Annotated in this window: 25 protein-coding genes; 9 read left to right on the top strand and 16 right to left on the bottom strand. The window is 63.9% G+C overall.

Annotation, left to right across the window (positions count from 1 at the left end):
- Positions 1-56: 56 nt before the first annotated feature.
- Positions 57-350 carry a hypothetical protein gene (locus tag AC0NIE_RS05885; protein ID WP_473485867.1) on the top strand — a complete coding sequence of 98 codons (294 nt, stop codon included), beginning with the start codon at positions 57-59 and terminating at the stop codon, positions 348-350.
- Between the two features lie 50 nt (positions 351-400).
- Here the strand turns inward: AC0NIE_RS05885 and AC0NIE_RS05880 are convergent, their stop codons facing one another.
- The 11 genes from AC0NIE_RS05880 to AC0NIE_RS05830 all read right to left on the bottom strand — a co-directional run bounded on the left by AC0NIE_RS05880 (position 401) and on the right by AC0NIE_RS05830 (position 13,268).
- Positions 401-1,945 (bottom strand): winged helix-turn-helix domain-containing tetratricopeptide repeat protein, encoded by a 1,545-nt coding sequence (locus AC0NIE_RS05880; protein ID WP_473485868.1) that lies wholly within the window; start codon positions 1,943-1,945, stop codon positions 401-403.
- Between the two features lie 109 nt (positions 1,946-2,054).
- Positions 2,055-2,789 carry a class I SAM-dependent methyltransferase gene (locus AC0NIE_RS05875; RefSeq protein WP_473485869.1) on the bottom strand — a complete coding sequence of 245 codons (735 nt, stop codon included), beginning with the start codon at positions 2,787-2,789 and terminating at the stop codon, positions 2,055-2,057.
- Between the two features lie 50 nt (positions 2,790-2,839).
- A complete protein-coding gene (locus AC0NIE_RS05870) occupies positions 2,840-3,169 on the bottom strand; it encodes a hypothetical protein (protein ID WP_473485870.1) in 330 nt (109 codons plus the stop codon).
- A 263-nt stretch (positions 3,170-3,432) separates the two neighbouring features.
- Complete coding sequence (locus AC0NIE_RS05865; protein ID WP_473485871.1) at positions 3,433-4,377, bottom strand: ABC transporter permease; 945 nt, start codon at positions 4,375-4,377, stop codon at positions 3,433-3,435.
- Positions 4,374-5,429, bottom strand: coding sequence for an ABC transporter permease (locus AC0NIE_RS05860; protein WP_473485872.1), 1,056 nt, complete (start codon positions 5,427-5,429; stop codon positions 4,374-4,376). Before AC0NIE_RS05860 ends, AC0NIE_RS05865 begins: the two co-directional genes overlap by 4 nt.
- Positions 5,429-6,919 carry an ABC transporter ATP-binding protein gene (locus AC0NIE_RS05855; RefSeq protein ID WP_473486005.1) on the bottom strand — a complete coding sequence of 497 codons (1,491 nt, stop codon included), beginning with the start codon at positions 6,917-6,919 and terminating at the stop codon, positions 5,429-5,431. The genes AC0NIE_RS05860 and AC0NIE_RS05855 overlap by 1 nt, the downstream gene beginning before the upstream one ends.
- A 212-nt stretch (positions 6,920-7,131) precedes the next feature.
- Positions 7,132-8,163 (bottom strand): BMP family protein, encoded by a 1,032-nt coding sequence (locus tag AC0NIE_RS05850; protein ID WP_473485873.1) that lies wholly within the window; start codon positions 8,161-8,163, stop codon positions 7,132-7,134.
- Positions 8,164-8,334: 171 nt separating this feature from the next.
- On the bottom strand, positions 8,335-9,639 hold the full coding sequence (locus AC0NIE_RS05845; protein ID WP_473485874.1) for an NAD(P)/FAD-dependent oxidoreductase: 1,305 nt from the start codon (positions 9,637-9,639) through the stop codon (positions 8,335-8,337).
- Complete coding sequence (locus AC0NIE_RS05840) at positions 9,639-10,991, bottom strand: glutamine synthetase family protein (RefSeq protein WP_473485875.1); 1,353 nt, start codon at positions 10,989-10,991, stop codon at positions 9,639-9,641. The genes AC0NIE_RS05845 and AC0NIE_RS05840 overlap by 1 nt, the downstream gene beginning before the upstream one ends.
- Positions 10,992-11,028: 37 nt before the next feature.
- A complete protein-coding gene (locus AC0NIE_RS05835; RefSeq protein WP_473485876.1) occupies positions 11,029-12,312 on the bottom strand; it encodes a glycosyltransferase in 1,284 nt (427 codons plus the stop codon).
- Between the two features lie 17 nt (positions 12,313-12,329).
- Entirely contained in the window at positions 12,330-13,268 is a 939-nt protein-coding gene (locus tag AC0NIE_RS05830) for a GntR family transcriptional regulator (protein ID WP_473485877.1), read from the bottom strand.
- Positions 13,269-13,507: 239 nt separating this feature from the next.
- On the opposite strand from AC0NIE_RS05830, the gene AC0NIE_RS05825 reads away from it, so the two are divergent.
- From AC0NIE_RS05825 to AC0NIE_RS05790, 8 genes are all read left to right on the top strand, one after another.
- Positions 13,508-14,572, top strand: coding sequence for a polyamine ABC transporter substrate-binding protein (locus tag AC0NIE_RS05825; RefSeq protein ID WP_473485878.1), 1,065 nt, complete (start codon positions 13,508-13,510; stop codon positions 14,570-14,572).
- A 392-nt stretch (positions 14,573-14,964) separates the two neighbouring features.
- Positions 14,965-15,807: an ABC transporter permease gene (locus AC0NIE_RS05820; protein ID WP_473486006.1), complete on the top strand. Its 843-nt coding sequence runs from the start codon at positions 14,965-14,967 to the stop codon at positions 15,805-15,807.
- A complete protein-coding gene (locus tag AC0NIE_RS05815) occupies positions 15,800-16,594 on the top strand; it encodes an ABC transporter permease (protein ID WP_473485879.1) in 795 nt (264 codons plus the stop codon). The genes AC0NIE_RS05820 and AC0NIE_RS05815 overlap by 8 nt, the downstream gene beginning before the upstream one ends.
- Positions 16,591-17,664 (top strand): ABC transporter ATP-binding protein, encoded by a 1,074-nt coding sequence (locus AC0NIE_RS05810; RefSeq protein ID WP_473485880.1) that lies wholly within the window; start codon positions 16,591-16,593, stop codon positions 17,662-17,664. The genes AC0NIE_RS05815 and AC0NIE_RS05810 overlap by 4 nt, the downstream gene beginning before the upstream one ends.
- Positions 17,665-17,680: 16 nt before the next feature.
- Entirely contained in the window at positions 17,681-18,955 is a 1,275-nt protein-coding gene (locus tag AC0NIE_RS05805; protein ID WP_473485881.1) for a glycosyltransferase, read from the top strand.
- Between the two features lie 238 nt (positions 18,956-19,193).
- Positions 19,194-19,544 (top strand): cupin domain-containing protein, encoded by a 351-nt coding sequence (locus AC0NIE_RS05800; protein WP_473485882.1) that lies wholly within the window; start codon positions 19,194-19,196, stop codon positions 19,542-19,544.
- A 24-nt stretch (positions 19,545-19,568) separates the two neighbouring features.
- Complete coding sequence (locus AC0NIE_RS05795; protein ID WP_473485883.1) at positions 19,569-19,913, top strand: cupin domain-containing protein; 345 nt, start codon at positions 19,569-19,571, stop codon at positions 19,911-19,913.
- A 162-nt stretch (positions 19,914-20,075) separates the two neighbouring features.
- Positions 20,076-21,584: an aldehyde dehydrogenase family protein gene (locus AC0NIE_RS05790; RefSeq protein ID WP_473485884.1), complete on the top strand. Its 1,509-nt coding sequence runs from the start codon at positions 20,076-20,078 to the stop codon at positions 21,582-21,584.
- Between the two features lie 16 nt (positions 21,585-21,600).
- Here AC0NIE_RS05790 and AC0NIE_RS05785 read toward each other — a convergent pair whose 3' ends face one another.
- The 5 genes from AC0NIE_RS05785 to AC0NIE_RS05765 form a co-directional block, all read right to left on the bottom strand.
- Positions 21,601-22,362, bottom strand: a complete 762-nt coding sequence (locus AC0NIE_RS05785; RefSeq protein ID WP_473485885.1) for an SDR family NAD(P)-dependent oxidoreductase — start codon at positions 22,360-22,362, stop codon at positions 21,601-21,603.
- Positions 22,363-22,372: 10 nt separating this feature from the next.
- Positions 22,373-23,185 (bottom strand): ABC transporter permease, encoded by an 813-nt coding sequence (locus AC0NIE_RS05780; protein ID WP_473485886.1) that lies wholly within the window; start codon positions 23,183-23,185, stop codon positions 22,373-22,375.
- Entirely contained in the window at positions 23,185-24,048 is an 864-nt protein-coding gene (locus tag AC0NIE_RS05775) for an ABC transporter permease (RefSeq protein WP_473485887.1), read from the bottom strand. Before AC0NIE_RS05775 ends, AC0NIE_RS05780 begins: the two co-directional genes overlap by 1 nt.
- A gap of 75 nt (positions 24,049-24,123) precedes the next feature.
- A complete protein-coding gene (locus AC0NIE_RS05770) occupies positions 24,124-25,287 on the bottom strand; it encodes an ABC transporter substrate-binding protein (protein ID WP_473485888.1) in 1,164 nt (387 codons plus the stop codon).
- Complete coding sequence (locus AC0NIE_RS05765) at positions 25,268-26,404, bottom strand: ABC transporter ATP-binding protein (RefSeq protein ID WP_473485889.1); 1,137 nt, start codon at positions 26,402-26,404, stop codon at positions 25,268-25,270. The genes AC0NIE_RS05770 and AC0NIE_RS05765 overlap by 20 nt, the downstream gene beginning before the upstream one ends.
- Positions 26,405-26,417: the final 13 nt, after the last annotated feature.

Here is a 26,417-nt window from a genome sequence, read left to right as displayed (position 1 = left end):
CTGGCTATCCTCGTCCTTGCTGTCACCGACGACAGTTTCAGACGGAGACAAACGCCATGACGACGATCGATCATTTCATCAGCGCCGAAACCGGCTACGGATCGCACGCTTCCTTCTCCCCGCTTTTCCGGCTGTATACGGCGGCGAAATGGATGCTGCTGTGGCTGCCACGCTTCTGGAAAGCACGCAGCGAGCTCGCATGTCTGGCAGCCATGAGCGAATGCGAGCGCCGCGATATCGGCCTCACAGGCTGCGATATCGAGAACGCTTTTACCTGGCCAATCGACCGCGACCCGACGGAGGTTCTGGCACGAGTGGTGGAAGACCGCCGCTTTCGCCGCGAACTCTGATTGGCGTGGCATGCGATAACGGTACTGAGGATCGTGAAGGCTGTGCCGGCTCAGTTCGGCAGGCCTGCCTCGCGAAGGCCAGAGACGATCCGTTCCATAGTGCTCGACCCGAAAGGCAGCGCATCGCAGACCTTGGCGATGGTCAGCCCCGGGTAGCTTTCAAGCAACTTACGGCACTCGCGCCGCGCATCATCCCGGCGGTCGGCATGAACCAGCGCCGTCACCAGCTGGCGCAGCGCCCATGTCGCGTCGGGCTGTTGGCTCAAACCACGCTGCGTCAGAGTCACAGCCTCGTCGTAGCGCGAAGCGACGAAATGGGCGGCACCGATACCGATCTGCGCCATGTAGCCCATCGAGTCGAGCGGGCTCAGCCGCTCGAAACGCTCGAACTGCTCGATCGCCGCCGAAGGCCGTTCGCGATAGACATCGAGCCAGGCACTGCGCATCCACACCCAAGCCGAATTCGGGTCGAGAGCGCGAGCCCGCTGCAGATGGGCGTCGGCGACATCGTAGTCGCGCGCGAAGGAGTGCGCCGCGCCGAGCACGGCAAGCACCATCGGGTCGTCACTGGAGAGCGCCGCCGCCTTCTGCGCCAGGCGCAGGCCTTCGTTTCGGGAGGCGACCGGGGTCTCGGTCCAGTTGTAGACAGCGCGCTGCTCATGACACCAGGCCAGAAGTGAGAGCGCCAGCGGATAGGTCGGCTCGATTGCGATCGCTCGGTCGAGCAGTGCGCCGGCGGTCTCGTTCTGGGTCCTGTCCAGCGACCAGACCAGCGGAAAGGCGCGCAGCACATAGTCGTAGGCGGCGAGGCTTTCAGGTCGCTTGCGCCGCGAGCGCTCGATCTCGGCAGAGAGAATGGATGGTTGGATGGCGCCGACGACGCTTTCTGTGATGCGGTCCTGCAGGTCGAAAATGTCGGCCATCGTGCCGTCGTAGCGATTGGCCCAGATCGTCTTTCCCGAAGGCGAGTCGATGAGCTGCCCCGTGAGACGGATGTGATCGCCGGCCTTGCGCACGCTGCCGGTCAGAACGTAGCGCACGCCGAGTTCGCGGCTTGCCCGCTTCACGTCGTCGGGATGGCCTTTGTAGGCGAAGCTCGAATTACGGGCGATGACGAACAGCCAGCGCATGCGCGACAGGGCCGTGGTGATTTCGTCCACCATGCCGTCAGCGAAATAGTCCTGCGTCGGGTCGCCGCTCAGATTCTCGAAAGGCAGGACCGCAATTGATGGCGTGTCCGCAAGCGTATGGTCCTCGACTTCGGCCGGAGCCTTGCCGCGATCCTCGATACGCCGGACATGGTCTTCATCGATCACATAGCCCCGCCGCATCATGGTGCGGATTAGGCCATCCGCATCCGGCCCGAGCGCCTTGCGGATGTCCTTCATGCATTGCGTGAGGGAATCGTCGGAGACGGCGATATTGGGCCAGACCGCGTTGACCAATTCGTCCTTGCCGATGACACGGCCGGCATTCTCCAGAAGATAGACCAGCAGCGAAAGCGATTTCGGGCGAAGGTCGATATCGACGCCGGCCTTCTGCAGTCTGCCGCGTCGCAGATCGAGTATGTAGCCGGAAAATTCGAACGTTGTCATGTCGCCCTTCAAGAAGACGTCAAACCACTTCGACCCGAACGCGACGGCTATCTGTCAGTATCGAGAACCACCCTCGCACATTCGAAAACACCATGCCTGCGCCAGGACATCAAGGCTTGCGCCCACTGAAGATGGCATGGCCCGCGAACAGCCAGGCGCAATCGACGCCGACGAGGCCGACCTCGGAGAACCACGCCAGCTGTTCGGCCAGCGAAGACGGCTTGTCGATCGGCTCGCCGTCGGGATTGCGGAAATAGTTCCAGCCGAGACGGTTGAACTCGGCGAAGGCCGCCAAGTCGCCGTCGATCGCCAAGGCTCGCGAGCGCACAGCCTCGTCCCACTGCCGCGCCGCGATCCCGAGACCGCTTTCGCTTGGCGGGCGCACGATGTCGGCCACGACGAGAACACCGCCGGGGCGCAGCGCCGACGCCAGGTCGGCGAACAGCGTTCGCTTCTGGCCGCCGTCGAGATGATGGATGGCGAGTGAGGAGACGATGGCATGCGGCGGTTCGGAAAAATCGCGCCAGTCGCGATGCTCCAGTTCGAACGTTGCCGTGGTCAGACGATCGGCGTAGTCGCGGCAGGTTTCCAGCGTTTGCACGCGCATGTCTCCCGAGCCGTCGAGCGCCAGCACGCGGCACGCCGGAAAGCGGGTGAGCAGCGCGCGACTGAGCAAGCCCTCACCCGAGCACAGCTCGACCAGCAGGTCGCCGCTGCGCGACAGCGGGATCAGGTCGGCGACGATCTCGATCTGGCGTTCGCGCTCGGGAACGAAATAGCGGCCGTAATTCAGGAAACTGCGGGAATGATTTTCATCCCAGTGATTGATGTGCGCGTCTGGCATGATGGTTTTCTTCCCATTTCAAGTCGGTCTGTGGTTCTGCGTCTTGCTTCCTACAGCGGTGCCAAAGAGGGGCCGGGCGCCGACGATGTCCATTCGCGATCCCGATGACGCGCCCGTTTCCACGCGGTGAGGAGGAGGATGGCGAGACAGCAAAGCGTGTGCACGGCGTTCACGGCGGCAAGCCAAATGTCCCATATGTTGACGAGCAGATATGCCGTGGTCGCAGCACTGCCGGCGAGCCAGATGATCCAGGTCGAGTAGGCGATGGCCGAGGCACCGTGGCGATCGCGTACGACGCAGACGATCTGCGGGATGTAAGATACAATCTGCAGTGCGTTGAAAACCGTGAAAGCAGCAAAGACAATCTCGGCGGATGTCATGGCGTAATCCTTTAGACGCCCGGAATGCACCCATGGTGCCTCGCCCCCGGCCAACCGTCCTGACCGAAGGCTGAAATTCGGCTGAAATTGGCATGAGAGCCATCCGCGCTTACGCTCCTAGAGAGCCTGCTCGCCAAGTTCAAGCGCATCGACGACCCGGGTACGCGCCAAAGGACTCCATTCAGTGGCCCGCTCTGGGGCGTCGAGCATGATTTCGCGATCGCCGCAGCCGCAGGGTAGCTTGCCTTGCGCCTAGCCAGTGGTTACCGCTCTTCCCTGCGAAACGGCTTGAGCAAGGCTGATGGCGCCACCGCATTGCGCGACATGATAGCCATCGCAACGATGGTGAAGATGAAGGGCAGCATAAGGAACGCCTCATAGGGAATGTGGCCGAGCCCGCTCGCCTGCATGCGCAGTTGCAAGGCATCGACGAAGGCGAACAGCAGGGCGGCCCCTGCCGAACGCCAGGGATCCCAGCGGCCGAAGACAACCAGCGCGATCGCCACCCAGCCACGCCCTGAAACGAGGCCGAAGGTGAATGCGTTGAACTGCACCATCGACAGGAAAGCCCCGGCCAGCCCCATCAAGGCACCGCCGAGGATCACCGCTTGGAAGCGCGTGGCGATGACGCTGACGCCGGCCGAGTCGGCGGCGCGTGGATTTTCGCCGACCATGCGCACCGACAGGCCCCACGGCGTCCGATAGAGCACGAAGGCGGCCAGGGGAACGGCTGCCATCGCCATGTAGACCAGCGAAAACTGGTTGAATACCGCCGGTCCGAGCACCGGGATGTCGGAGAGAACAGGGATCGGCAGCGTTTCGAAACTCTTGATGCTGGGCGGCACCGATTGCTGGCCGAAGATCAGCCGGTAGAGGAAATAGGCCAGGCCCGACGAGAACAGCGTGACGCCGATGCCGCAGACATGCTGACTGAGGCCGAGCGCCACCGTAAACAGCGCATGCACGGCACCCATCAGCGCACCGGTCAGCATCGCCGCAAGCACGCCGAGCCACAGGCTGCCGCTGAGGCTGGTCGCGGTGAAGCCGGTCATCGCCGACAACAGCATGATGCCTTCGATGCCGAGATTGAGCACGCCGGCCCGCTCGGAGAACATCTCGCCCAGCGTTGCGAAAGCCAAAGGCGTGGCAATGCGGATGATCGCGGCGAGGAAGCCGACCTGAAAAATCTGTTCGAGCACCACGCTCATCTGGCTGTCCCCACGCGGCGGACGCGGTAGACGGTGAACAGCAGCGCCACCAGCATGGCGAGCAGCGCGGTTCCCTGGATGACATCACTGAGGAAGGCGGGAACGCCGGTCGCCCGCGACATCGCCTCGGCGCCGGTCATGACGGCGGCGAGGAAGAGCGCCGCCGGCACCACGCCGAGCGGATTGAGCCTCGCCAGCATGGCGACGACGATGCCGGAATAGCCATAGCCCGGCGAGATGTCGCTCATCACCTGGAAATGCACGCCGCCGACCTCGCCGACCCCGGCAAGGCCAGCCAGCGCGCCGGACAGCAGCGCCGTCGAGATCAGCACCCGCTCGACATGGATACCGCCATAGCGCGCGGCCTCGGGATTCTCGCCGATGACCCTGATCCTGAAGCCGAGCGTCGTGCGCGCAATCAGGAACCAGATCACCGGCGCAGCAAGGAAAGCCGCCACGACGCCGAGATGCAGCCGCGTGCCTTCAAGCAGCACCGGGAAATTCGCGGAATCCTCGATCGGCGGCGAGATCGGGTAGCCGCTGAAACTGTCTTTCCACGGGCCTTCGATCAGCGCCATCAGGGCATAGAAGATGACCGAGTTGAGCAGCAGCGAGCTGACCACGTCATCAACCCTGAAGTTTACGCGCAGCGTCGCCGGCACCAAAGCGACTGCCGCACCGGCGGCAGCGCCCGCCACCGCCATCAGAAGCATGGCGAGCGGCCCCGGCATCGGGATGGCGCCGACGGCGCAGCTCGCTACCGCACCGGCAAGCAACTGCCCCTCGGCGCCGATGTTCCAGAATTTGGCGCGGAAGGCGACGGCGACGGCAAGCCCGGTAAAGATCATCGGGGTCGCGCGCACCAGCGTTTCGGTGATGGCGTAGCTGTCGCCCAGCGACGCCGAGAACATCACGCCATAGGCCTCGATCACCCCGGCGCCGGCCAGCGCGATGAGGCCGCTGCACAGCACCAATGTCGCGCCGATCGCCAGCAGCGGCAGGGCGAGATTGAACCAGCCGGGCGTGCTGGTGCGGGCTTCGAGACGGAACATCAACTATGGCCCTCCGCCCCGGTCATCATCAGGCCGAGCCGCGCGATGGTGGCATCGGCGCTGTCGAGCGTACCGACGATACGTCCCTCATACATCACCGCAATGCGGTCGCAGAGCATGAGCAGCTCTTCGAGATCCTCGCCGATGACGATGATGCCGCAGCCCTTGGCACGCATGTCGAGGAACTTCTCGTGGATGAAGCGCGCCGCACCAATGTCGAGACCGCGCGTCGGCTGCGACACGACCAGCACCTTTGGGTCGAAGGCGAGCTCGCGCGCCAGCAGCGCCTTCTGCAGATTGCCGCCGGAAAGCGCCCCGGCCCGCGTCATCGGTCCCGGGCAGCGTATGTCGTAGGCCTTGATCTGTTCCTCGGCGAAGGCGCGGATCGCGTCGGGCCTGAGCAGGCCGTTGCGGCTGAACGCCCCCGTGCCGATGCGCGGCAGAACCATCGAATCGGCGAGCGGCAGGTTGGTGACCAGCCCGGTCGTCATCCGGTCTTCCGGAATGCGCCCGAGGCCGAGCGCCTGCACCTCGCGCGGCGAGAACCGCGAGACAATTTTGCCGGCTATCGTCATCCGGCCGGCATCGGGCGCGCGAATGCCGGAGATCACCTCGGCCAGCGCCCGCTGGCCATTGCCCGAGACACCGGCAATGCCGAGGATCTCGCCGGCACGCACAGAGAGTGAGGCGTCGCGCAGCGCCATGCCGGAATGGCGCGAGGTCGAGATACCGTCAAGGGTCAGCACAGCCTCACCCGGCGTGGACGGTCCCCTGGCCGGCGGAACGATCTCGTGGCCGCACATCAGCCGCGCCATTTCCGACGACGTCGTGCTGGCAGGGGCATCGACGCGCCCAGTCACGCGGCCATGCCGCAGCACCACGCAGCGATGGGTCAGCGCGCGCACCTCGTTGAGCTTATGCGAGATGAAGATGATGCCGAGACCCTGGGCCGCCATCGACCGCAACGCCGAAAATAGCCCGTCGACCTCTGTCGGCGCCAGCACCGCCGTCGGCTCGTCGAGGATCAGCAGCCTTGCACCGCGAAACAGCGCCTTGACGATTTCGAGCCGCTGCTGCTCGCCGATCGACAGCGCCGAGACGGGAAGGTCCGGATCGAGCGTAAGCCCATGCTGCCGGCCGATCTCGTTGAGCCGCGCCCGCCCACCGGCGCGATCGATCCGGCCCGATTTGCCGGGAATGCCGATCAGCAGGTTTTCCAGCACCGAAAGCCGCGGCGCCAGATGAAAATGCTGGTGCACCATGCCGATGCCGGCGACGAGCGCATCGGCCGAGCTGTTGATCGTCACCGGCCGGCCCTGAACCAGGATCTCACCGGCGTCCGGCGCATAGGCGCCGAACAGCACGTTCATCAGCGTCGTCTTGCCGGCGCCGTTTTCACCCAGCAGCCCGAGAATTTCGCCCGGCACGACGCTCAGATCGACGGCTTCGTTCGCCTTGACGGCGCCGAAGCTCTTGGAGATGCCGCGCATTTCGATGAGAGGGGCGGGCGTTGACAAGGGTGCTCCTGGTGAGAGATGGCGCTGACACCCCTCCCCCTTGAGGGGAGGGTGCCGAGCGAAGCGAGGCGGGAGGGGTCACCTCAGCTGCCTCGACCTTTAGACCGATAAAGATGGAGCGCGTCACAGCGGACCCCACCCGGCCCTTCGGGCCACCCTCCCCTCAAAGGGGAGGGCTGCGCCGCTCAATCCGAAACCGGCGTTTCCTCGTCGACGTTGACGCGGAAATTGCCGTCGAGGATTTCTGCCTTTTTCGTTTCGACCAGCTCCTTGACGTCGGCGGGCAGCGTCTTCTCGAATTTGTGATACGGCGCCAGAAAGGAGCCGCCCTTGGCCATGCGCGAGAAATCGCCGTAGTCCTGCGCGGTGAAGACGCCGGCCTTGACCAGCTTGATCGCGTGCTCGACCGTCGGATACATGTCCCAGACCGGGCCGGTGATCACTGAGTCCGGGCCGAGGTTGGACTGGTCGGACATGTTGGAGATGGCGAGGATCTTCCTCTCGACCGCCGCTTCGATGACGCCGAAACGTTCGGCATAGATCACGTCGACACCGGCGTCGATCTGGGCGATCGCCGCTTCCTTCGCCTTTGGCGGGTCGAAGAAGGAGCCGATGAAAGCGACCTTCCTCTTGATTTCAGGATTGACCTCCCGGGCGCCGGCAAAGAAGGCATTGACCAGCCGATTCACTTCCGGAATGCCCATCGCCGCGACGGCGCCGATCGTGCCTGATTTCGACATCTTTCCGGCGATCAGGCCGGAGAGATAGGCCGGCTCGTGAATCCAGTTATCGAAGACTGCGAAATTCGGCTCGGCCGGCCCGGCGCCGGAGCCGAACAGGAAGGCGACCTTCGGAAACTGCTTGGCCGTGCGGCGGGATTCGCGCTCGGCCGCGAAAGCATCGCCCAACACCAGCTCATAGCCGCCCTGCGCATATTCGCGCATGACACGGCTGAAGTCGGCCGTCTGCACTTTCTCCGACCATTTGTATTCGATGCCGAGTTCCTTCTCGGCCCTCTGCAGGGCGACATGGATCTGGTGGACCCATGGCTCCTCGGTCGGCGTGGCGAAGATCGCCGCCACCTTCAGCTTCTTGTCCTGCGCCAAGGCACTGCCCGGCAGCATGGCTGCCGCCAGGCCAAGCGCGCCGAGTTCCAGCACATTGCGTCGCGAAAATCCTTCGCGTTTCGATTGCATTTTGCTCTTCCCATTTTCCATTGCATGCCCCTCTGATTGGCGCCGCGTCGAGCCGGCTTTGTTCTCTGGAGTATCAGCCAGAGAACTATGGAACGGAGCCCCACCTTTGTCCACATGGTCAAATTTGCCGGCGGAAAAGCTGCAACCTGGCCGCCCTCCATCGCAACCACGGCGGCAGTGGATCGCTTGCGCTCAATGCTTGATGCGGTCGCGCATGGCGTACCAGAGCATGCCGAGCACATAGAGCGGGCCGCGCAGCGCGGTGCCGCCGGGAAACGGCATTGGCCTCAGCGTCGAAATCAGATCGAGCCGCGAAGCATCGCCGGTGATCGCCTCGGCAAGCAGCTTTCCCGACAGCGTCGACAGGATCACGCCCTTGCCGGAATAGCCATGCGCAAAATAGACCTCGCCATAGTGGCCGACATCCGGCAGGCGCGATGTTGTCACCGAGACCAGCCCGCCCCAGGCATGATCGATGCGGCGGCTGCGCAATTGCGGAAAGGTCTTTTCCATATGCGGCCGCACGAAGCCGGCAATGTCGGCGGGCGGCGACGGCGTGTAGCGCTCGCCGCCGCCGAACAGCAGGCGTCCGTCCGCCGACAGCCGGTAGTAGTTGACCACGAAGCGGGTGTCGGAAACGGCGACATTGCTTGGGATGACGTCGCTCGGGTCGTCCAGCGGCTCGGTGGCGACGATGTAGTTGCCGACCGGCATGATGCGGCTGTTGACGCGCTGCTCGAGCCCCTGGAGCAGCGCGTCGCCCGCCAGCACGACATGCTTGGCCCGGACCGAACCCTTGGCCGTCGCAACCCTGATGGCAGGTTCCCGCTCCAGCCGCAGCGCCACCGAATTCTCATGGATACTGACGCCCGCCGCTGCCGCCGCGCGGGCAAGACCCAGCGTGTAGTTCAGCGGATGCATGTGACCGCCGAGCTTCTCGTACATCGCGCCGTGATAGGGCGTGTTCACCATTCCACGCGCCTGCGCTGCCGACAGCATCTCGACATCATGAAAATTCATCACGGTGGCAAGGCACTCGACCTCTTCTTCGAGGTCGCGCAGGTCGGAGCTGTTGACCGCACCGGCCAGATGGCCGGTGAGCCGGAGGTCGCAACCGATGGCATGGCGCTCGATCAGGTCGAGCACCAGCCCGCGCGCCTCGAAGGCGAGCTCGAACAGCGCCCGCGCCCGTTCGGGCCCATAAAGCTTGACCAGACCCTTGGCGCCCTTGCGCAGGCCGGGGATGATCTGGCCGCCATTGCGCCCCGATGCCCCCCAGCCGATCTTGCCGCCTTCCAAGAGCACGACCTTCAGCCCGCGCTCGGCCGCATGAAGGGCTGCGGACAGGCCGGTACAGCCGCCGCCGACCACCACCAAGTCGGCGTCGACGTCGCCCTGCAACGCCGGATGATCCGGAGCCGGATTGGCCGTCGCGACATAATAGGACTTGCCGATATCCAGGCCGGAGTTGAAGCCCCCAGATTCGAAGCCCATCATCAAACCTTGAGCAGCAGGTGATCGCGTTCCCAGCTCGTGACGACGCTCTGGAACAGGTCGAGCTCGACGCTCTTGACGCGCAGATAGGTCTGGAAGAAATCCTCGCCGAGCAACTCCCGAACTGGGCTGCACGCAGCGAAACGTTCGAGCGCCTCCTCCATGGTTTTGGGCAGCGTGCTCTTGCTGCGATAGGCATTGCCCGATGCCTCGGGCGAACGCGACAGCTTTTCCTCGACGCCGAGATAGCCGCAGAGCAGCGAGCCGGCCATCGCCAGATAGGGATTGGCGTCGGCGCCGGGCAGCCGGTTTTCCACCCGCCGCGCAGCCCGCCCGCCGGCCGGCACGCGCAGGCCGCAGGAGCGATTGTCATGCGACCACTCGATGTTGGCGGGTGCGCTGTGGTTCGGCCGGATGCGGCGGAACGAATTCACGTTCGGCGCAAACAGTGGCATCACCTCGGGAATGTATTTCTGCAGGCCACCGATGAAATGCCCGAACATTTCGGTGTCGGCATCATCGCGCCCGGCGAACAGCGTATTTCCCGCCTCGTCGATGACAGACATGTGGAGATGCATGGAGCTGCCGGCCTGCGCGGCGATCGGCTTGGCCATGAAGGTCGCATGCATGCCACCTTCCTGCGCGGCCTGGCGCGTCATCCGCTTGAACAGCAGCACCTTGTCGGCCAACGGCAGCGCGTCGCCATGCAGGAAATTGATCTCGAGCTGCGCCGTGCCTGACTCGTGGATCAGCGTGTCGAGCGGCAGCCCGGCCGCCGCGGCATAGTCGTAGAGGCGCCGGATCACCGGCTCGAACTCCTCCAGCGCCGCCATGTCGTAGGGGTGCTGTACGGTTTCGGGGCGGCCATTGCGCCCGACCGGTGCGGTCAGCGGCCGATCGGGATCTGGATTGGGCGCGGTCAGGTAGAATTCGAGCTCCGGCGCGACTACCGCCCGCCAGCCACGCTGGCGATAGAGATCAAGCACGGCCCTCAAGACATGACGTGGCGAGGCCATCCACGGCCGGTCATCCATGTGAAACGCATCGGCGAAGACATAGGCTTTCCCTGCTCCGGCACCGGGTGCAAGGCAGAGCGTCGCGACATCCGGCACCATCCGCATGTCGGGGTCCTGATAGCCGAAGCCCTCGTCGTTGGAACCGGAATAGCGGCCGTCTATGCAGACCAGGAAGGCGCTGCTCGGCAGGTAGAGCGCACGGTCCTCGAGCGACTTCAGGAACCTGGCCGTCGGCAACGCCTTGCCGCGCAACACGCCATTCACATCCGGCACCAGGCACTCGACTTCCCTGATCCCCTGCTGCTCCAGCCATCCCTTCGGATCGTCCGTCGGGGTCATTTGCGGTGCATCCGTTGTCGTTGTGTTGAGCATCAGGTCACGTCCTTACGAGGGCGAGAATAGCTTCGGCGGCGGCGTCCGTTCCCGGCGCCCGTGCCATGGTGGCCGCATTCTCCTTGAGGCGAAAGCGCATTTCGCCGTCGGCCATTAGGCCAAGGATGACGTTTTTCAGTTCGTCGTCGCTCCAGCCGTCGCGGCTGATGTGGCGGCCAACGCCGGTTTCCTCGGCGCGTTGCGCGTTGTCGTGCCCGTCCCAGCAATAGGGCATGATCAGCGACGGCACGCCGAAACGCAGCGCTTCGCAAAAGCTGTTGTTGCCGCCGTGATGGATGAAGAGATCGGATTTCGCGACGACCGACGGCTGCGGAAACCAGGCGTCGAGATAGACATTGTCCGGAACCGCGCGATAGGTGTCGCGCAGACCGCCGGCATTGACGATGAAGCGGGCGGGAAGCCGGTCGAACACGGTGAGCATGCGCTCGATCAGGCCGACATCCATGGCTCCCAGGCTGCCGAAGCTGAGATAGACCAGCGGCCCGTCATTGCGCGGAAAGACCGGCACGTCGAACGGCCCTTCTGAACGGACGCAGCCTTCAAGATAGACGAAGCGGGCTGGGTCGAGCGGCTCTGCCCGCCGCCTGCGCACGATCGTCGGAGTCAGCAGCAAATTGAGGGCCGGCGAAGCTTCTAGAAAAAGACCCTTCGGCAAGGGCGCAAGACCGGCATCGGTCCGAAGCCGGTTGAAGCGGTCGTGGGCCGGGGCGACCGCTGCCATATAATGCGCCTCGAAGGCAGCACGGCTCGGGTCGTCGGCGGCGAGCCCGGACAGATAGGGCGGTACATCGGCGTCGGGCAGCTCGGTCTCGGCGCAGGAGACGACGCGCACCCACGGGCACCCGGCGGCAGCCAGCGCCGGAAACATGATGACGTTGTCGAGCACCACGGCATCCGGCTTCAGCCGCGCCAGCAATTGGCGCAGCGGCGCCTCGGCATTGACCGCCGTATCGACGATCGCTTCCCAGGTCGGCGCGACATAGGTTTCGAGCTGGTCGATCGGGCTCAGCCTGAAATGCGGCAGATGCCGGCGCACGAAAGCCTGCCAGTAGCTCTGGCGTTCGCTGTCGGTCAGCGGATCGTCGGTCGGCAACTGGTATTCCTGAAAACCATAGTCGGCAAACACGCCGGAAAAGCCGGCGTGGCAGATGAACACCGGCCGGGCGCCACGGGCGCGCAAGGCCTGTGCGATGCCGACGCAATTGAGCGCGGCGCCGAAGCTCGCCTCGGGAAACAGCGCGATGGTCGGGCTGGCTTTGCGCGTCACTGTTCTCGTGGTCCTCGTCAATCCGGCCGGCTGATCATGCCGAACAATGCGGGGGCCCCGCGACTGGCCGCCTGCGGCCGCTGACTGCGGGACAACCGCAGGTGGACGCGAAGCAGATCGGCTGCAACCTCATACTGCCGGCTTTCCAATTGGTCGAGTATGGTCAGGTGCTCGCGCAGCGATTGTTTCAGCCGGAAGACGTTGACGCCGGCATAAGTCCCCGGCAGCCGGCGCAGCCTGAGGTGATCGGACAGCGCGTCGGTGACGAACCGATTGGCGGCGCCGTCGGCGATCATGCCGTGAAAATCGATGTCCAGCCGCTGGAACTCTCTGATATCGAACGCGGCGTCGGGCAGCGCCAGCAGCGTTTCCATGCCCTGGCGCAAGGCTGCCGCGCGGGTCCCGTCCAGCCGAAAGCCAGACGCCAGAATGGCGGCGGGTTCGAGCAGCAGGCGGAACTCGTAGCTTTCCCCTTGTGCCTCTGGATCGTCAGGCGCCCGCCTGAACAGCCAGGCCTGGCCCGGTGCCCGGTCCAGAAGATTTTCATCTGTCAGTTTCTTTAGCGCTTTTAGTACCGTCTTTCGCTCGGCATCATACCGCCGCATCAGCGCGCCGATGGTCACCGTCTGATCCAGTCGGCGCGCCGACCGGTCGCGCAGGATCATTTCCGCGAGTTCGTCTTCTTCGGCGCTCGGCAGGTCGGCGGCAACGGTCGCCTGGTTGGTGAGGTCGACGGCCAGCCGATAGCCGGATTCAGCTTGCCAGCGCACCACGCCTTTTTCGGTGAGCAGGCGCAACGCGGCCCGCACCGGGGTCCGCGAGACGTTGCAGAGAGAAGCGATCTGCTGTTCCGGGAGATGAGCGCCGGCCTCGAAGCCGCGTTGCCGGGCCACATCGAGAATGCGCTGAGCGAGATCGAGATGGTTGGTACGTGGTCGTCTGGCAACGGCTTGCATGGTGATTCTCGTGAGCGGGCTTGACCGCTGCGGTTTGACCGATCGCCCTTGTAGACACAATCGGCGATTTCGCAGCGATCTGGCAAATTATGGATTGACGTACTTTTTTCTACAATAGTACTGTAACGTCAATCGGCAACAAAAAAAGACCGGGGAACAGGATCGAAGCGGCGGCATGATCGCAAGCGCTGGTCCGACGATTGATTGAATTCGACGATCAACCAGAATGGGAGTCTGTCATGACCGCCACCACCCTGCGGCACCGTTCGTTAAAAACATCCTCGATCGCGCTTGGCCTCGCCATGGCGCTGTCGGCGCCGGCGGCCGCCGCCGACCTCGTCATTTCCAACTGGGACGGCTACATGGCGCCGGATGCCATGGCCGCCTTCAAGGCGGCGACCGGCGTTTCCGGCGAGGTCGTCGTTCACGCCACCAATGAGGAGATCATGGGCAAGCTCGTCGCGTCGGGCGGCAAGGGCTATGACGTGGTTTTCGTCTCCTCGCCCTTCGCCGAAGTCCTGAACAAGCTCGGCCTGATCGAGACGATCGACCACGCCAAGGTCCCCAACCTCGCCAATCTCTATCCCGAGGCGGCGAAGCTGCCGCACGACGACGGCAACAATTTTTCCGTGCCTTACACCTGGGGCACCACCGGCCTCTGCTACCGCTCGGATCTGGTCAAGACTGAGCCGGCCAGCTGGAATGATCTTCTCGCCCCGTCCGATGCGCTCAAGGGCAAGACCACCATGCTGGCAACCGACCGCTGGCTACTTGCCGCCGGCCAGCTCGCCAAAGGCTATTCGGTCAACGAGACCGATCCGGCCAAGCTCGCCGAGGTCAAGGACCTGCTGATCTCGGCCAAGAAGACCTTGCTCGCCTATGACGACACCACCTTCTATTCGAAGCTGGTCTCGGGCGAGGCGCTAATGGTGCAGGCATGGGATGGCTGGTGCAATTACGGCATCGCCGAAAATCCTGAGATTAAATACACCATACCCAGGGAAGGCTCGGACCTGTGGGTCGACACGATGGTGGTGATGAAGGCATCGGCCAACAAGGACGCCGCCTTCCAGTTCATCAACTTCATGCTGGACGCCAAGAACCACGCCTGGGCGGCCCAGAACATCGACTACAAGGTGCCGAACAAGCCGGCTATGGAAAGCCTGCCAGCCGATTTCCTCGCCAAATTCCCCAATATGGCCATGCCGGTGGCCGAGCTGGTCAAGTTCGAGCAGTTGCGCGACGTCGGCGATGCCCAGCGCGACTATTCGAAGATCGTCAGCGAGATCAAGGCCGCGCAATAGTTTCGGCATCTGGAATCAGGCTTGCGTTCCTTCACGCCCCCCTCTGGCCTGCCGGCCATCTCCCCCTCAAGGGGGGAGATCGGCTGGATTGCGGCCTGTCGCCAATCTCCGGCGCAGCACCCCCTCATCCGGCCGCGGAGCCTGTCCTCGGGCTTGCCGGAGGCAAGACCCGTGGGCGGCCACTTTCTCTCCGCTGGGGAGAAGAGGCAGGCGCCAGCGCCGACGATCTCCTCTCCCCTCGGGGAGAGGTCGGATTGCCCCGAATTGCCCTTCGCAATCCGGGTGAGGGGGCGCCTGTCCAAACACAAATTCGATGCCTTTGAGATGGCCGGCAGGCCAGAGGGGGGTACTCCTCAATGAGATCTTTCGTCCCCTCTCGCTCCTCTTTGCTGATGGCGCCGGCGCTGGCCTGGCTCACCGCCTTGATGGTGGTGCCATGCGCGTTGGTGCTGGCGCTCGCCTTCTTCCGGCGCGGCATCTATGGTGGCATCGAATACACCTTCACGCTGGAGAATTTCGGGCTGGTCTTCGACCCGCTCTATGCCGGCATCTTCTTCAATTCGGCGCGCATCGCCGGCACGGCAACCCTGATCGCCGTGGTGATCGGCTATGCCGCCGCCTATGCGATCGCTGCGGCACCGCGCCGGCTGCAGCCGGTATTCCTGTTCTTCGCCGTATTGCCGTTCTGGTCCAACTACCTGATCCGCACCTATGCCTGGATCGTGCTGCTCAACCGTGAAGGCCTGATCACCCAACTCTTGCGCTGGTTCGGCTACACCGGCGAGCCGCCGTCGATGCTTTACACCGAAGGCGCCGTCATCGCCGGGCTGGTCTACAATTATCTGCCCTTCGTCATCCTGGCCTGCTACGCGCCGCTGTCGCGGCTCAACCCGGAGCTCGCCGAGGCATCGCGCGATCTTGGCGCTTCGGCCATGACCACATTTCGCCGGGTCATCCTGCCGCTGACAGTGCCGGGTATCGCCGCCGGGGCGGTCTTCGTCTTCGTGCTGTCGATCGGCAATTTCGTAACGCCCGCACTGCTCGGCGGCGGCCGTTTCCAGATGATCGGCAATCTCGTCTACGAGCAGTTCCTAACCGCCAATGACTGGCCGTTCGGCGCAGCACTGGCGATGGCGCTGATCGCCATCATGCTGCTGGTGCTGACGGCGCAGGCCGTGGCAGCCGATCACGCCGCCGGCCGTATCGCCGAAGCGAAAGGAGGCGCCGATGGCTGAGCGCTCCCCCGCCACACGGCGCACGCTCTGGCTCATGCTTTCGCTGGTCTTCGCCTTCCTCTACATTCCGATCGCCGTGCTGGTGGCGCTGTCTTTCAATCAAGGCGGGCTGCCGACCGTCTGGTCGGGCTTTTCGCTGAAATGGTATGCCTCGCTCGCCGGAAACGCCGCGATCCTTTCCGCCGCCCTCAACACGCTGATCGTGGCACTGGTCTCGACCGCCATCGCCACGCTGCTCGGCACGCTGCTGGCGATCGGCGTCGAAATGCGCCGGCAGTATGGGAGACGCCTCGAGGCGCTGATCTTTGCGCCGATGATCATTCCCGACATCGTGCTGGCGATCGCGCTGCTCAGCTTCTTCTCGTTGCTCGATTTCACCCTGGGCCTGCACACCATCATCCTTGCCCATGTCGTCTTCAACCTCGCCTTCGTCTGTTCGGTGGTGCGTGCGCGGCTGAAGAGCTTCGACTGGTCGATCGTCGAGGCCTCCGCCGATCTCGGCGCTTCCGCAATCACCACCTTCAGGCGGGTGACATTGCCGGTCATCCTGCCGGCGGTCGTCGCCGGTGCGCTGCTCGCCTTCACGCTTTCGGTCGACGAGTTCATCATCGCCTTCTTCACATCAGGCGCCGGCCGTGCCTCGACCACGCTGCCGATGCAGATCTATTCGATGATCCGCTTCGGCATCACCCCGGAGATAAACGCATTGGCGACCATCGTCATGGCGGTCTCAATCACCGCGCTGACCCTGTCGCAGCGGCTCAACCGCGGGGTGATCGGCCAATGAGCGCACCCCGCACGCTGCTGGCAATCGACAAGGTGTCGAAGAATTTCGGCCGGGTCACGGCCGTGGACGGCATCTCGCTCGATATCCGCGAGAACGAGTTCTTCGCCTTGCTTGGACCTTCGGGCTGCGGCAAGACCACGCTGCTGCGCATGCTGGCCGGCTTCGAGACGCCCAATCACGGGCGCATCCTGCTCGACGGCCGCGACATCGCCAAAACCCCGCCCAACAAGCGGCCGGTCAATCTGATGTTCCAGTCCTATGCGCTGTTTCCGCATATGAGCGTCAGGGCCAATGTCTCCTACGGCCTCGAAATGGAACGTTTGCCGGCAAATGAAATTCGCTCCCGCGTCGACGCCATCCTGGCGACGACCGAGCTCATTCCTTTCGCCGACCGCAAGCCGGAGCAATTGTCGGGCGGCCAGAAACAGCGCGTCGCGCTTGCCCGGGCGTTGGTCAAGCGGCCGCGGCTGCTGCTGCTCGACGAGCCGCTCGGCGCGCTCGACAAGAAGTTGCGCGGCGCCATGCAGCTGGAGCTGAAGCGCCTGCAGCACGAGGTCGGCATCACCTTCGTCATCGTCACCCATGATCAGGAGGAATCACTTGTCATGGCCGACCGCATGGCGGTGCTCAGGGACGGCAAGCTGCTGCAATGCGACACGCCGCATGCGGTCTACGAGCATCCGGCCGACCGTTTCGTCGCCGACTTCATCGGCGTCATGAATTTCGTGCCGGGCAAGGCCACCGCCGACGGGGTGATGGCAGCGGACGGCACACGGATCGCCGGCACGGTTCCCGCAATACTTTCACCCGGCGCTGCGGCGGTCTCTTCGGTGCGGCCCGAACGCATCCGGCTTTTCCCGTCGCCAGAGACAGCCAACCGGATCGCCGGCACCGTCGAGGCGCTCGCCTATCACGGGCTCGACCTGCAGCTGCATGTCCGCACCGCTCTGTCGCCAAAGCTATTCCTGGTGCGCGTCACCGCCGACGCCGCCGACCGGCGCCCGGTCTCGTCAGGCGATGCGGTCGAACTCGGCTGGGATGCCGCCGACGTCAGAATTTTCGCAGATTGATCGAAGGAGAACTTTCATGGCGCAGAAGACGATCGCGTTTTTTCCGGAAGCGGCCTATGGCCCGGCGCTCAATTCCGTCGGCATCGCCCAGGCGGTCGAGGCGCGCGGCCACAGAGCGGTATTCCTGTCGGACCCCGGCTTCGTCGACGTCTACAAGGGCTACGGCTTCGAGGCTCATCCGGTGAACCTGTCCGAGCCGATGCCGCCCGAGCAGATGGCCAAGTTCTGGGAAGACTTCATCAACGGCCATATCCCGAACTTCCGCAAGTCGCCCTACGACCAGATCGACAACTACGTGAAGGACTGCTGGACTGCGATCGTCGACAGCGCCAAATGGGCTGAGAAGGATCTGCCTGGCGTGCTTGCGACGATCAAGCCCGATGTCATCTGCGTCGACAACGTCATCCTGTTTCCGGCGATCAAGCAGTATGGCAAGCCGTGGGTGCGCGTCATCTCCTGCTCGGAAAACGAGATCGAGGACGAGGATATCCCGCCGCATCTGTCCGGCTGCGGCGAGAACGACCACGCCTGTCATGAGCGCTACCGCAACCATTTCAACGCCGTCATCAAGCCGATCCATGACGACTTCAATGCATTTTTGAAAGCGAACAACGAAGCGCCTTATCCGATCGGCCAGTTCTTCGAGGCCTCGCCCTACCTCAACCTGCTGCTCTATCCCGAGGCGGCAAAGTTCAAGCGCCGCCGTCCGCTCGACCCGGCAAAGTTCCAGTATCTGGAAGGCTGCGTGCGGCAGGAGAAGCCCTACACCGTGCCGACCTTCGCGAAAAACAATGACGGGCCGCTGCTCTATGTTTCCTTCGGCAGTCTTGGCGCCGGCGATGTCGACCTGCTGAAGCGCATCATCGCGACGCTGGGCAAGACGCGCTACCGGGCGCTGGTCAATGTAGGCGGCTACAAGGACCAGTACGCGCAAGTGCCCGAAAACGTCATCGTCGAGAGCTGGTTCCCGCAACCCTCGGTCATCCCGCAGGTCGACGCTGTAATCCACCATGGCGGCAACAATTCGTTCACCGAGTGTCTCTACTTCGGCAAGCCGGCGATCATCATGCCCTATGTCTGGGATGGCCACGACAACGCGACGCGGGTCGAGGAGACCGGCCACGGCTTCGGCATGCCGCGCTACGACTGGACCGACGCCGAGCTGATCGCCAGGATCGAAATCTGCCTGACCGACCCGGCAATCAAGGCCAAGCTGGCGAAGACGTCGGCGCAGATGCGGGCGCAGAACGGCCCGGAGAAGGCAGCGGGGCTGCTGGAACAACTTCTATGAGCGCGATGCTTGACGTGCCGAGCCAAGGCACCCACCTCTGGCCTGCCGGCCATCTCCCCCTCAAGGGGGGAGATTGGCAGTTTCGCCGACGGCTTCTCACAGTACCCGTTGGCAATTGGCGAAGGCCTAGCGGCAGTCCGATCTCCCCCCTGGAGGGGGAGATGTCCGGCAGGACAGAGGGGGGCGCCGTAGAGCGAGATCATCGCGAAGTCATGCGCCGCACCAGCGGAGCACCCGCATGACCTCCTCTGTGCCACATCTCCACCAAGCCTCGACCCGCACCGACCTCGTCGACTGGGGCGCACAGCCGGATGCGCTGGAAGGCGCTTCGCACTCCACCGGCAGGCTCGTCCACAAGGGGCCGAACAACCAGCCGGAATCCGGCATCTGGGTCTGCACGCCCGGCCGCTGGCGGCTGGCGATCCCGCGCGACGAATTGTGCCATTTCGTTGCCGGCCGCGCGACCTACCGATCGGACGACGGCGAGGTGATAGACGTCTCCGCCGCCACGGTGGTCATGTTCCCGGCCGGCTGGGCGGGCGAATGCACCGTCCACGAGACCATCCGCAACATTTACATGCTGGCCTGAAGCCAGCCACTGGAGCTCTACGACATGCCGACACAGATCATGAAATCGCCGCTCGCCCTCACCGACCTCGTCGACTGGGGCGTCATCCCTACCATGATCGAGGGAGAATCCCGCACCTCCGGCAAATTGCTGCACAAGGGACCTGAGGGCCGCTCCGAATGTGGGCTGTGGGTCTGCACGCCGGGCAAATGGCACTGCCACGTCACCCGCGACGAGTTCTGCCATTTCCTCGAGGGCCGCTGCACCTATGTCCACGAATCCGGCGAGGTGATCGACATCGAACCGGACACCGCAGCGTTCTTTCCGCAGGACTGGAAGGGCGTCTGCACCGTCCACGAGACCGTCAAGAAGGTCTACATGATCCGCTGAGCCTTCTCGATAATTCTACCTCTGCCGGACACCTGACGTGGTTTTCTCCGCTTCCGATGCTCACGGACTCCAACGTCCGCTCCGCTTCGGTTCTCGAAAACCACGTCATCTGTCTCGGCAGGGCGAATTCTCAAAAAGGCTCCGTGCACACGGGAGGACAGAATGGATTTTTCACCTGACCGGCCGACCTTCTTCGTCAATCCCGATTATCGACCGATGACCGGTGCGGCAAAGCCGGTGATCGATCCGGCGACGCTGGAAACCGTCGGCGCGGTTACCGCAGCCAGCGATGCCGAGGTCGACGCCGTGCTGACCGCGGCGACCAAGGCGCAGGCGGCGTGGAAAAAACTCGACGCCAAGAGCCATGCCAGGCATCTGCACGCAGTCGCCAACGCCATCGAGGCGGCCGACTTCACGCGCTGCGCCGAGCTGATGGTGCGCGAGATGGGCAAGCCCTATCCGGAAGCGATCGGCGAGATCGCCAACTGCGCGCCGATCTTCCGCTACTACGCCGAAATCGCGCGTGACGACGCCGGCAAGATTGCCGGCACCACGCAGGCCGGTTCGTTTCAATATGCGCGCTACGAGCCTTACGGCACGTCCGTGCACATCATGCCCTACAATTTCCCGATCCTGTTGATGTGCTGGACCGTTGCCGCCTCGCTTGCCGCCGGCAATGCCTGCGTGATCAAGCCGGCCGAAGCGACGACACTGTCGACGCTGGAGTACATGACGGTGTTCCGCTCACTGCCGGAGGGCCTGGTTTCCTGCCTGCCGGGTGGTGCGGCTACCGCGCAGGCGCTGATCGCTTCGGACCGCACGCATGCGGTCGCCTTCACCGGCTCGGTCGCCGCCGGCAAGGCTGTAGCCGTCGCTTGCGCCGAACGCATGAAGCCTTGCGTTATCGAGGCCGGCGGCAGCGATCCGCTGATCATCAGCCAACACGCCCCGCTCGAGGTGGCGGCGGCCGGCAGCGTCACCGCCGCGTTCCATCTCACCGGCCAGGTCTGCACCTCGGCCGAACGCTTTTTCGTCGTCGATGCCGTTCACGACCGTTTTGTCGAGCTGTTTGCGCAGAAGACACGGGCGCTGCGCATCGGCAACGGGCTGGACAAGACCGAGATCGGACCGCTGGTCAGCGAGGCGGCGCGGGCGAAAGTCATGCGGCTGGTCGATGATGCGATCCGCAGCGGCGCCAAGGCCGTCACCGGCGGGCGCATTCCGCCGGCGCATAATGTCGGCTGGTTCTACGAGCCGACGATCCTGACCGGCGTGACCCCCGACATGGCGATCGTGCGCGAAGAGTGTTTCGGACCGGTCGCCGCGATCTGCCGGGTCAAGGATTTCGACGAGGCAATAGCGCTTGCCAATGACAGCCCGTTCGGACTCGGCGCCTCGGTCTTCACCACCGATCTCGCTGAAGCGCATGAGGCTGCGGAGCGGCTCGAAGCCGGCATAGTCTGGGTCAACAATCCGCTGATCGACAATGACGCGCTGCCGTTCGGTGGCTGGAAGGCGTCGGGCCTTGGCCGCGAACTGGGACGCCAGGGGCTCGATGCCTTCCGCCGCTCGAAGATGGTGATCATCGACCACAAGCCAGCGATCCAGGGCTGGTGGTATCCCTATCCCGACAGCTGGTTCCGCGAAGCCGGCGGCCGCAAGCATGTATGAGATATGAACGGCTACGTCAGCCGATGCTCTCGCCGCCGTCGATCACCAGCGCTTGGCCGGTCATGAAGGACGAGCGATCGGAGACGAGGAACAGGATCGCCTCGGCTATTTCTTCCGCGCTGGCCCAGCGCTGCATGGGAATCTTGGTGCGAACGTAGCGTTCGATCGCGTCCCGCCCGCCCATCTGGGCGATGAACGGCTCGTTGAAGGGCGTGTCGACCCAGCCCGGGCAGAGCGCGTTGACGCGGACATTGTGCTTGGCATAGTCGAGCGACATCTGCCGGGTCATCGCCACCACGGCATGTTTTGAGGTTGCGTAGGCGATCATCTCGCGGTCGTAGAACACACCCGAATTCGAGGCGGTGTTCAAGATGACACCGCCGCCCTGTTCGATCATCGATGGCATGACGAGCCTGGCCGCGAGGAACTGCGCCCGTACGTTGATCCGCCAGGAGGCATCCATGCCGTCGATGCCGACTTCGGTCAGCGTGCCGCCGACCTGGACCCCGGCATGGTTGTGCAGGATATCGATCCGGCCATGTTTGCCCAGTGTGTCCGCAATGAGTTGCTCGACCGCCGCGTCCTGGCCAACATCGGTCGCGACCGCTTCGGCCCGGCCGCCGGCTGCTCGGATGCCGGAAGCCGTGGCTTCGCCCGCAGGCTGATCCCTGTCGGCGACCACCACCACCGCGCCTTCCCTGGCCATGACCATGGCACCGGCGCGCCCGATGCCCGAGCCGGCGCCCGTCACCACGGCAATGCGATCTTTCAGAATCATGATGCGACTTTCAGTTTGATGGGTTGCGTCGGCGCAATTGCCATTGGGCAAGCACCACAAGCAGAACGGAGGCGACGAGGACGATCGTCGCGATGGCATTGATTTCCGGCGTGACCCCGCGCCGGATCGAGGCAAAGACATAGATCGGCAACGTCGTCTGTGCGCCGGCGACGAAGAAGGCGACGATGAAATCGTCGAAGGAGAAGGTGAAGGCGAGCAGGAAGCCGGCGATCACCGCCGGCATGATCTGCGGCAACACGATGCTGCGGAAGGTCGTCAGCGGGGTGGCGTAAAGATCACTCGAGGCCTCGACCAGATTGCGGTCGAGGCTGCCGAGGCGTGTGCCGACGATCATCGCCACCAGCGCCATCGAAAACAGGCCGTGCGCGGCGATGATCGAGCCGTAGCCGAGCGCCAGGCGTGGCGGCTGGTCGTTCGGCCACAGCGACGCGAGAAACGGATTGACGACCCCAAATAGCTGGACGAGCGCGACCAGCGTCGAGATGCCGATGACGACGCCCGGGACGACGATCGCAGCACCCAAAAGCGCATCGAATACGGCCCGTGTCCGCGCGCCGACACGCGCCAGGCCAAGCGCCGCCGCCGTGCCGCACAGCGCCGCGAGCAAGGCGCTGGTGGTGGCGATGAACAGGCTATTCTTCAGCGCTTCGACCAGGAACGGGTTCGACAGCGCCTTGCCGTACCACTGCACCGAAAAGCCGGTGAATTCGCTGGCGTGGCGACCGGCATTGAAGGAGAACAGCACCACAAGCGCGATCGGCAGGTACAGGAAGGCAAAGACCGCAACGACGAAGGCGCGCATCAGATCAGGTCCACCCGGCGCGCGCCGGAAAGCCGGGTCGAAATGCGGTTGGCGACAATCAGCACCACCACCGAGACCAGAACCAGCGTGATCGCGATTGCCGATCCGAACGGCCAGTTGCGTGATTGCAGGAACAGATCGACCAGCGCGTTGCCGATGAAGAACACCTTGCCGCCGCCGAGCAGTGTCGGGATCAGATATTCGCCGAGCAGTAGGATCATCACCAGTGAGAAGCCGGTCATCACACCCGGCAGCGACAGCCGCAGCGTCACGCCAAGGAATGTCGAGATCGGCATTGCGCCGAGATCGGCGGAGGCTTCCAGCAGTCGGCGATCGAGCCGCTCGAGGCTGACATAGATCGGCAGGATCATCAGCGGCAGATAGCCATAGACGATGCCGAGCAGGACCGCGCCCGGCGTGTTGATCAGCCGCACATCTTCGAACCCGACATAGGTCAGCAACGCCGGGATGCCGCGCCCACCCAGAACGTACATCCAGGCGTAGGTACGCATCAGCAGGCTAGTCCAGAACGGGATGACGACGAGCGCAAGCAGGATCAACCGCCACCGCTCCGGCGCGCGCAAAGCGAGGTAATAGGCGACCGGATAGGCGACGAAAAGACAGGCCAATGCGCCCGCCGGCGCCAACACCATCGTGTTCCAGAAGGCGGTCGCCCGCGCCGGAAGATTGGCATATTGCGCCAAGGTGAAAGCGGCCTGATAGCCGCCTTCCGGCGCCCGCTCGCCGACGCTGAAGACAGCGATCGCGACGAACGGCAAGACCAGAAACACCACCAGCCACGCCGCTGCTGGACCGAGCAACAGCGCAGTCAGGAGATTGTGATGAAGGACATTGCTGCGCATTGAAACCCGCCCGGGTGCCGGCGGACATCTGCCCGCCGGGTGAGTTGCCTGCATCGGACCTATGGCCCGCCCGGTTCAAGCCGACTTGAAGCGTGCCATCAGTTCGGCCCGGCCCGGATCGGTCAGCGTCGCAGCCGCACCGAATTCCAGCGGCTTCAGCAGATCGGCCGCCGGGTAGAGGATCGGATTGTCCAGCACTTCCTTGGGCAGCAGCGCATTGACCCGCGCATCGGTGGAGGGTGCACCGTTGGCCAGATGCTCCTTGACCGCGACTTTCGGGTCCATCAGGTAGTTGAGAAGGGCATAGCCGGCGGGCTTGTTGGGCGCATCCTTCGGAATGGCGTAGAAGTCGGTCCAGATCTCGCCGCCCTCCTTGCCAAGCACATAGGCGATCTCGGGAATGTCGCGGTGAAGCTGAGCCCCGTCATTGGTCCAGCACATCGTCATCCAGGCGTCGCCGGCACGCATCGACGGCTGATAGTCGCTGGAAACCGCAAGCAGATGCGGCTTGACCTTCAGCAGCAATTCCTCCGCCTTGGCGAGCTCGTCCTGCTTCAGCGAGTTGAACGAGAAGCCGAAATATTTCAGCGCATTGCCGATCGTAGTGAGCTGGTAGTCGTGAACCATGGTCCGGCCGTCGCCCTCCGCCATGGCCGTGTCCCAGAATTCCTTCCAGCTCGTCATCGGCTTGGTGAGCTTCTCGGTATTGACGGCAAATCCGGTGGTGCCCCAATTCTTCGGCACCGCGTAGGTTACGCCGTCGATCGTGCCTTCCGAGGTGAAGCGCAGGTCCTGTTGCGAGCCGTCGAAATTGGCAAGCTTGGCCATGTCGAGCGCTTCGATGATGTCGAGCTTCTTGTAGGTGGAGATGGTGTAGTTCGTCGGAACGAAGAGGCTCCAGCCCGAGGCGCCAGCCTGCAGCTTGGCCAGCATCTCCTCGTTTGACCCGAACACATTGACCTCGACGGCGACGCCCGTCTCGGCCTTGAAATTCTCGAATGTTGCCGGGTCGTGATAATTGGGCCAGGTGGCGATCGACATGCGGTCGCCAAGACCCTCCTGGGCGAAGGCCGGCGACGGTATGATGCCTAGCTCGCGGGCCATCACCGCCGTTGCGATGCCAAGACCGGTGAGGCCGAGAAACTCGCGGCGGCCGATGGAACCGCGCTTGAGGCGCATCAATTGATCGACGAATTTTTCGGGGCTTATCGGCAGTCCGTCACGATATGATTTCGACATGTCTGTTTTCCCTCTGGTTGGTCCCGTTGTTCTTGGGTTCCGGAAACGCGAGCGGCGTTCCGGCTGTAAAGCCGATGGCGACGGGTTCACCCGGCTTGAAGAGATTTCCACTGCCGATCAGGTGATCGGCCTTGGCGAGCAGCGTTCCGATACCCCCAACCTCGATCGCGTATTCCGCGGTCGAGCCCAGAAAGATCCGGTTGCGGACAATGCCGTTGAGCCGGCCGCTTCCCGGCGCGCCGAGGCTTAAAGATTCAGGACGCAGGCTGACCGAAACGGCTTCGTCCTGCCGCAGCGAAGTCCGCTTGCGCGCGGCAATGACGGTACCGTCGGCGAGCGCCACCTCGACGAGGTTGCCCGAATGCCCGGCGACCTTGCCGCTCAACAGGTTGGTCTTGCCGACGAAGTCGGCGACGAACAGGTCGGCGGGCTCGTCATAGATCTCGTTCGGCTGTCCGAGCTGGACGATGCGCCCGCCATTCATGACGCAGACGAAATCGCTCATCGACAGGGCTTCTTCCTGGTCGTGCGTAACAAGGACGAAGGTGATGCCGATCTCGCGCTGCAGGTTCTGCAATTCTATCTGCATGTCTGTGCGCAGCTTCTTGTCGAGCGCCGCCAGGGGCTCGTCGAGCAGCAGCACCGCCGGCTTGTTGACCAGCGCGCGCGCCAGGGCGACACGCTGCTGCTGGCCGCCGGAAAGCTCGTGGATCTTGCGGCGGCCGTAGCTGGCAAGCCGCACCATGGCGAGCGCCTCGCCTGCTCTCAGGCTGATCTCCCGCGACGCCAGCCGCGGCCGCGCCTGGCGCAGCCCGTAGGCGATGTTGTCCTCGACATCCAGATGCGGAAACAGCGCATATTGCTGGAACACCATGTTGACCGGCCGCCGATAGGGCGGCGTGCCGGCCATATCGCGGCCGCGGATGAAGACTCCGCCTTCGCTCGGCCGTTCGAAGCCCCCGATCATGCGCAGGCAGGTTGTCTTGCCGCAGCCGGATGGCCCGAGCAAGGCGACAAAGGCAGACGGCGGGATGGCAAGATCGATGCCGCTGACCGCGGTCACGCTGCCGTAGCGTTTGGTGACCCCGCGAAACTCGATATCGGGTACTGCGGTCAAAGCTGCGGCTCCA

This window comes from Mesorhizobium sp. WSM4842, assembly GCF_055901575.1.
This window is presented reverse-complemented; position numbering and strand designations above follow the sequence as displayed.

Bases quoted from the DNA above. Each gene is read 5' to 3' on its own strand.
- AC0NIE_RS05775 (WP_473485887.1), bottom strand. From the start codon at position 24,048: ATGCGCAGCAATGTCCTTCATCACAATCTCCTGACTGCGCTGTTGCTC.
- AC0NIE_RS05790 (WP_473485884.1), top strand. From the start codon at position 20,076: ATGGATTTTTCACCTGACCGGCCGACCTTCTTCGTCAATCCCGATTAT.
- AC0NIE_RS05840 (WP_473485875.1), bottom strand. From the start codon at position 10,991: ATGACCCCGACGGACGATCCGAAGGGATGGCTGGAGCAGCAGGGGATC.
- AC0NIE_RS05830 (WP_473485877.1), bottom strand. From the start codon at position 13,268: ATGCAAGCCGTTGCCAGACGACCACGTACCAACCATCTCGATCTCGCT.
- AC0NIE_RS05845 (WP_473485874.1), bottom strand. From the start codon at position 9,639: ATGATGGGCTTCGAATCTGGGGGCTTCAACTCCGGCCTGGATATCGGC.
- AC0NIE_RS05860 (WP_473485872.1), bottom strand. From the start codon at position 5,429: ATGTTCCGTCTCGAAGCCCGCACCAGCACGCCCGGCTGGTTCAATCTC.
- AC0NIE_RS05815 (WP_473485879.1), top strand. From the start codon at position 15,800: ATGGCTGAGCGCTCCCCCGCCACACGGCGCACGCTCTGGCTCATGCTT.
- AC0NIE_RS05870 (WP_473485870.1), bottom strand. From the start codon at position 3,169: ATGACATCCGCCGAGATTGTCTTTGCTGCTTTCACGGTTTTCAACGCA.
- AC0NIE_RS05865 (WP_473485871.1), bottom strand. From the start codon at position 4,377: ATGAGCGTGGTGCTCGAACAGATTTTTCAGGTCGGCTTCCTCGCCGCG.
- AC0NIE_RS05875 (WP_473485869.1), bottom strand. From the start codon at position 2,789: ATGCCAGACGCGCACATCAATCACTGGGATGAAAATCATTCCCGCAGT.
- AC0NIE_RS05780 (WP_473485886.1), bottom strand. From the start codon at position 23,185: ATGCGCGCCTTCGTCGTTGCGGTCTTTGCCTTCCTGTACCTGCCGATC.
- AC0NIE_RS05885 (WP_473485867.1), top strand. From the start codon at position 57: ATGACGACGATCGATCATTTCATCAGCGCCGAAACCGGCTACGGATCG.
- AC0NIE_RS05785 (WP_473485885.1), bottom strand. From the start codon at position 22,362: ATGATTCTGAAAGATCGCATTGCCGTGGTGACGGGCGCCGGCTCGGGC.
- AC0NIE_RS05770 (WP_473485888.1), bottom strand. From the start codon at position 25,287: ATGTCGAAATCATATCGTGACGGACTGCCGATAAGCCCCGAAAAATTC.
- AC0NIE_RS05825 (WP_473485878.1), top strand. From the start codon at position 13,508: ATGACCGCCACCACCCTGCGGCACCGTTCGTTAAAAACATCCTCGATC.
- AC0NIE_RS05820 (WP_473486006.1), top strand. From the start codon at position 14,965: ATGGCGCCGGCGCTGGCCTGGCTCACCGCCTTGATGGTGGTGCCATGC.
- AC0NIE_RS05800 (WP_473485882.1), top strand. From the start codon at position 19,194: ATGACCTCCTCTGTGCCACATCTCCACCAAGCCTCGACCCGCACCGAC.
- AC0NIE_RS05810 (WP_473485880.1), top strand. From the start codon at position 16,591: ATGAGCGCACCCCGCACGCTGCTGGCAATCGACAAGGTGTCGAAGAAT.
- AC0NIE_RS05880 (WP_473485868.1), bottom strand. From the start codon at position 1,945: ATGACAACGTTCGAATTTTCCGGCTACATACTCGATCTGCGACGCGGC.
- AC0NIE_RS05795 (WP_473485883.1), top strand. From the start codon at position 19,569: ATGCCGACACAGATCATGAAATCGCCGCTCGCCCTCACCGACCTCGTC.
- AC0NIE_RS05805 (WP_473485881.1), top strand. From the start codon at position 17,681: ATGGCGCAGAAGACGATCGCGTTTTTTCCGGAAGCGGCCTATGGCCCG.
- AC0NIE_RS05850 (WP_473485873.1), bottom strand. From the start codon at position 8,163: ATGGAAAATGGGAAGAGCAAAATGCAATCGAAACGCGAAGGATTTTCG.
- AC0NIE_RS05855 (WP_473486005.1), bottom strand. From the start codon at position 6,919: ATGCGCGGCATCTCCAAGAGCTTCGGCGCCGTCAAGGCGAACGAAGCC.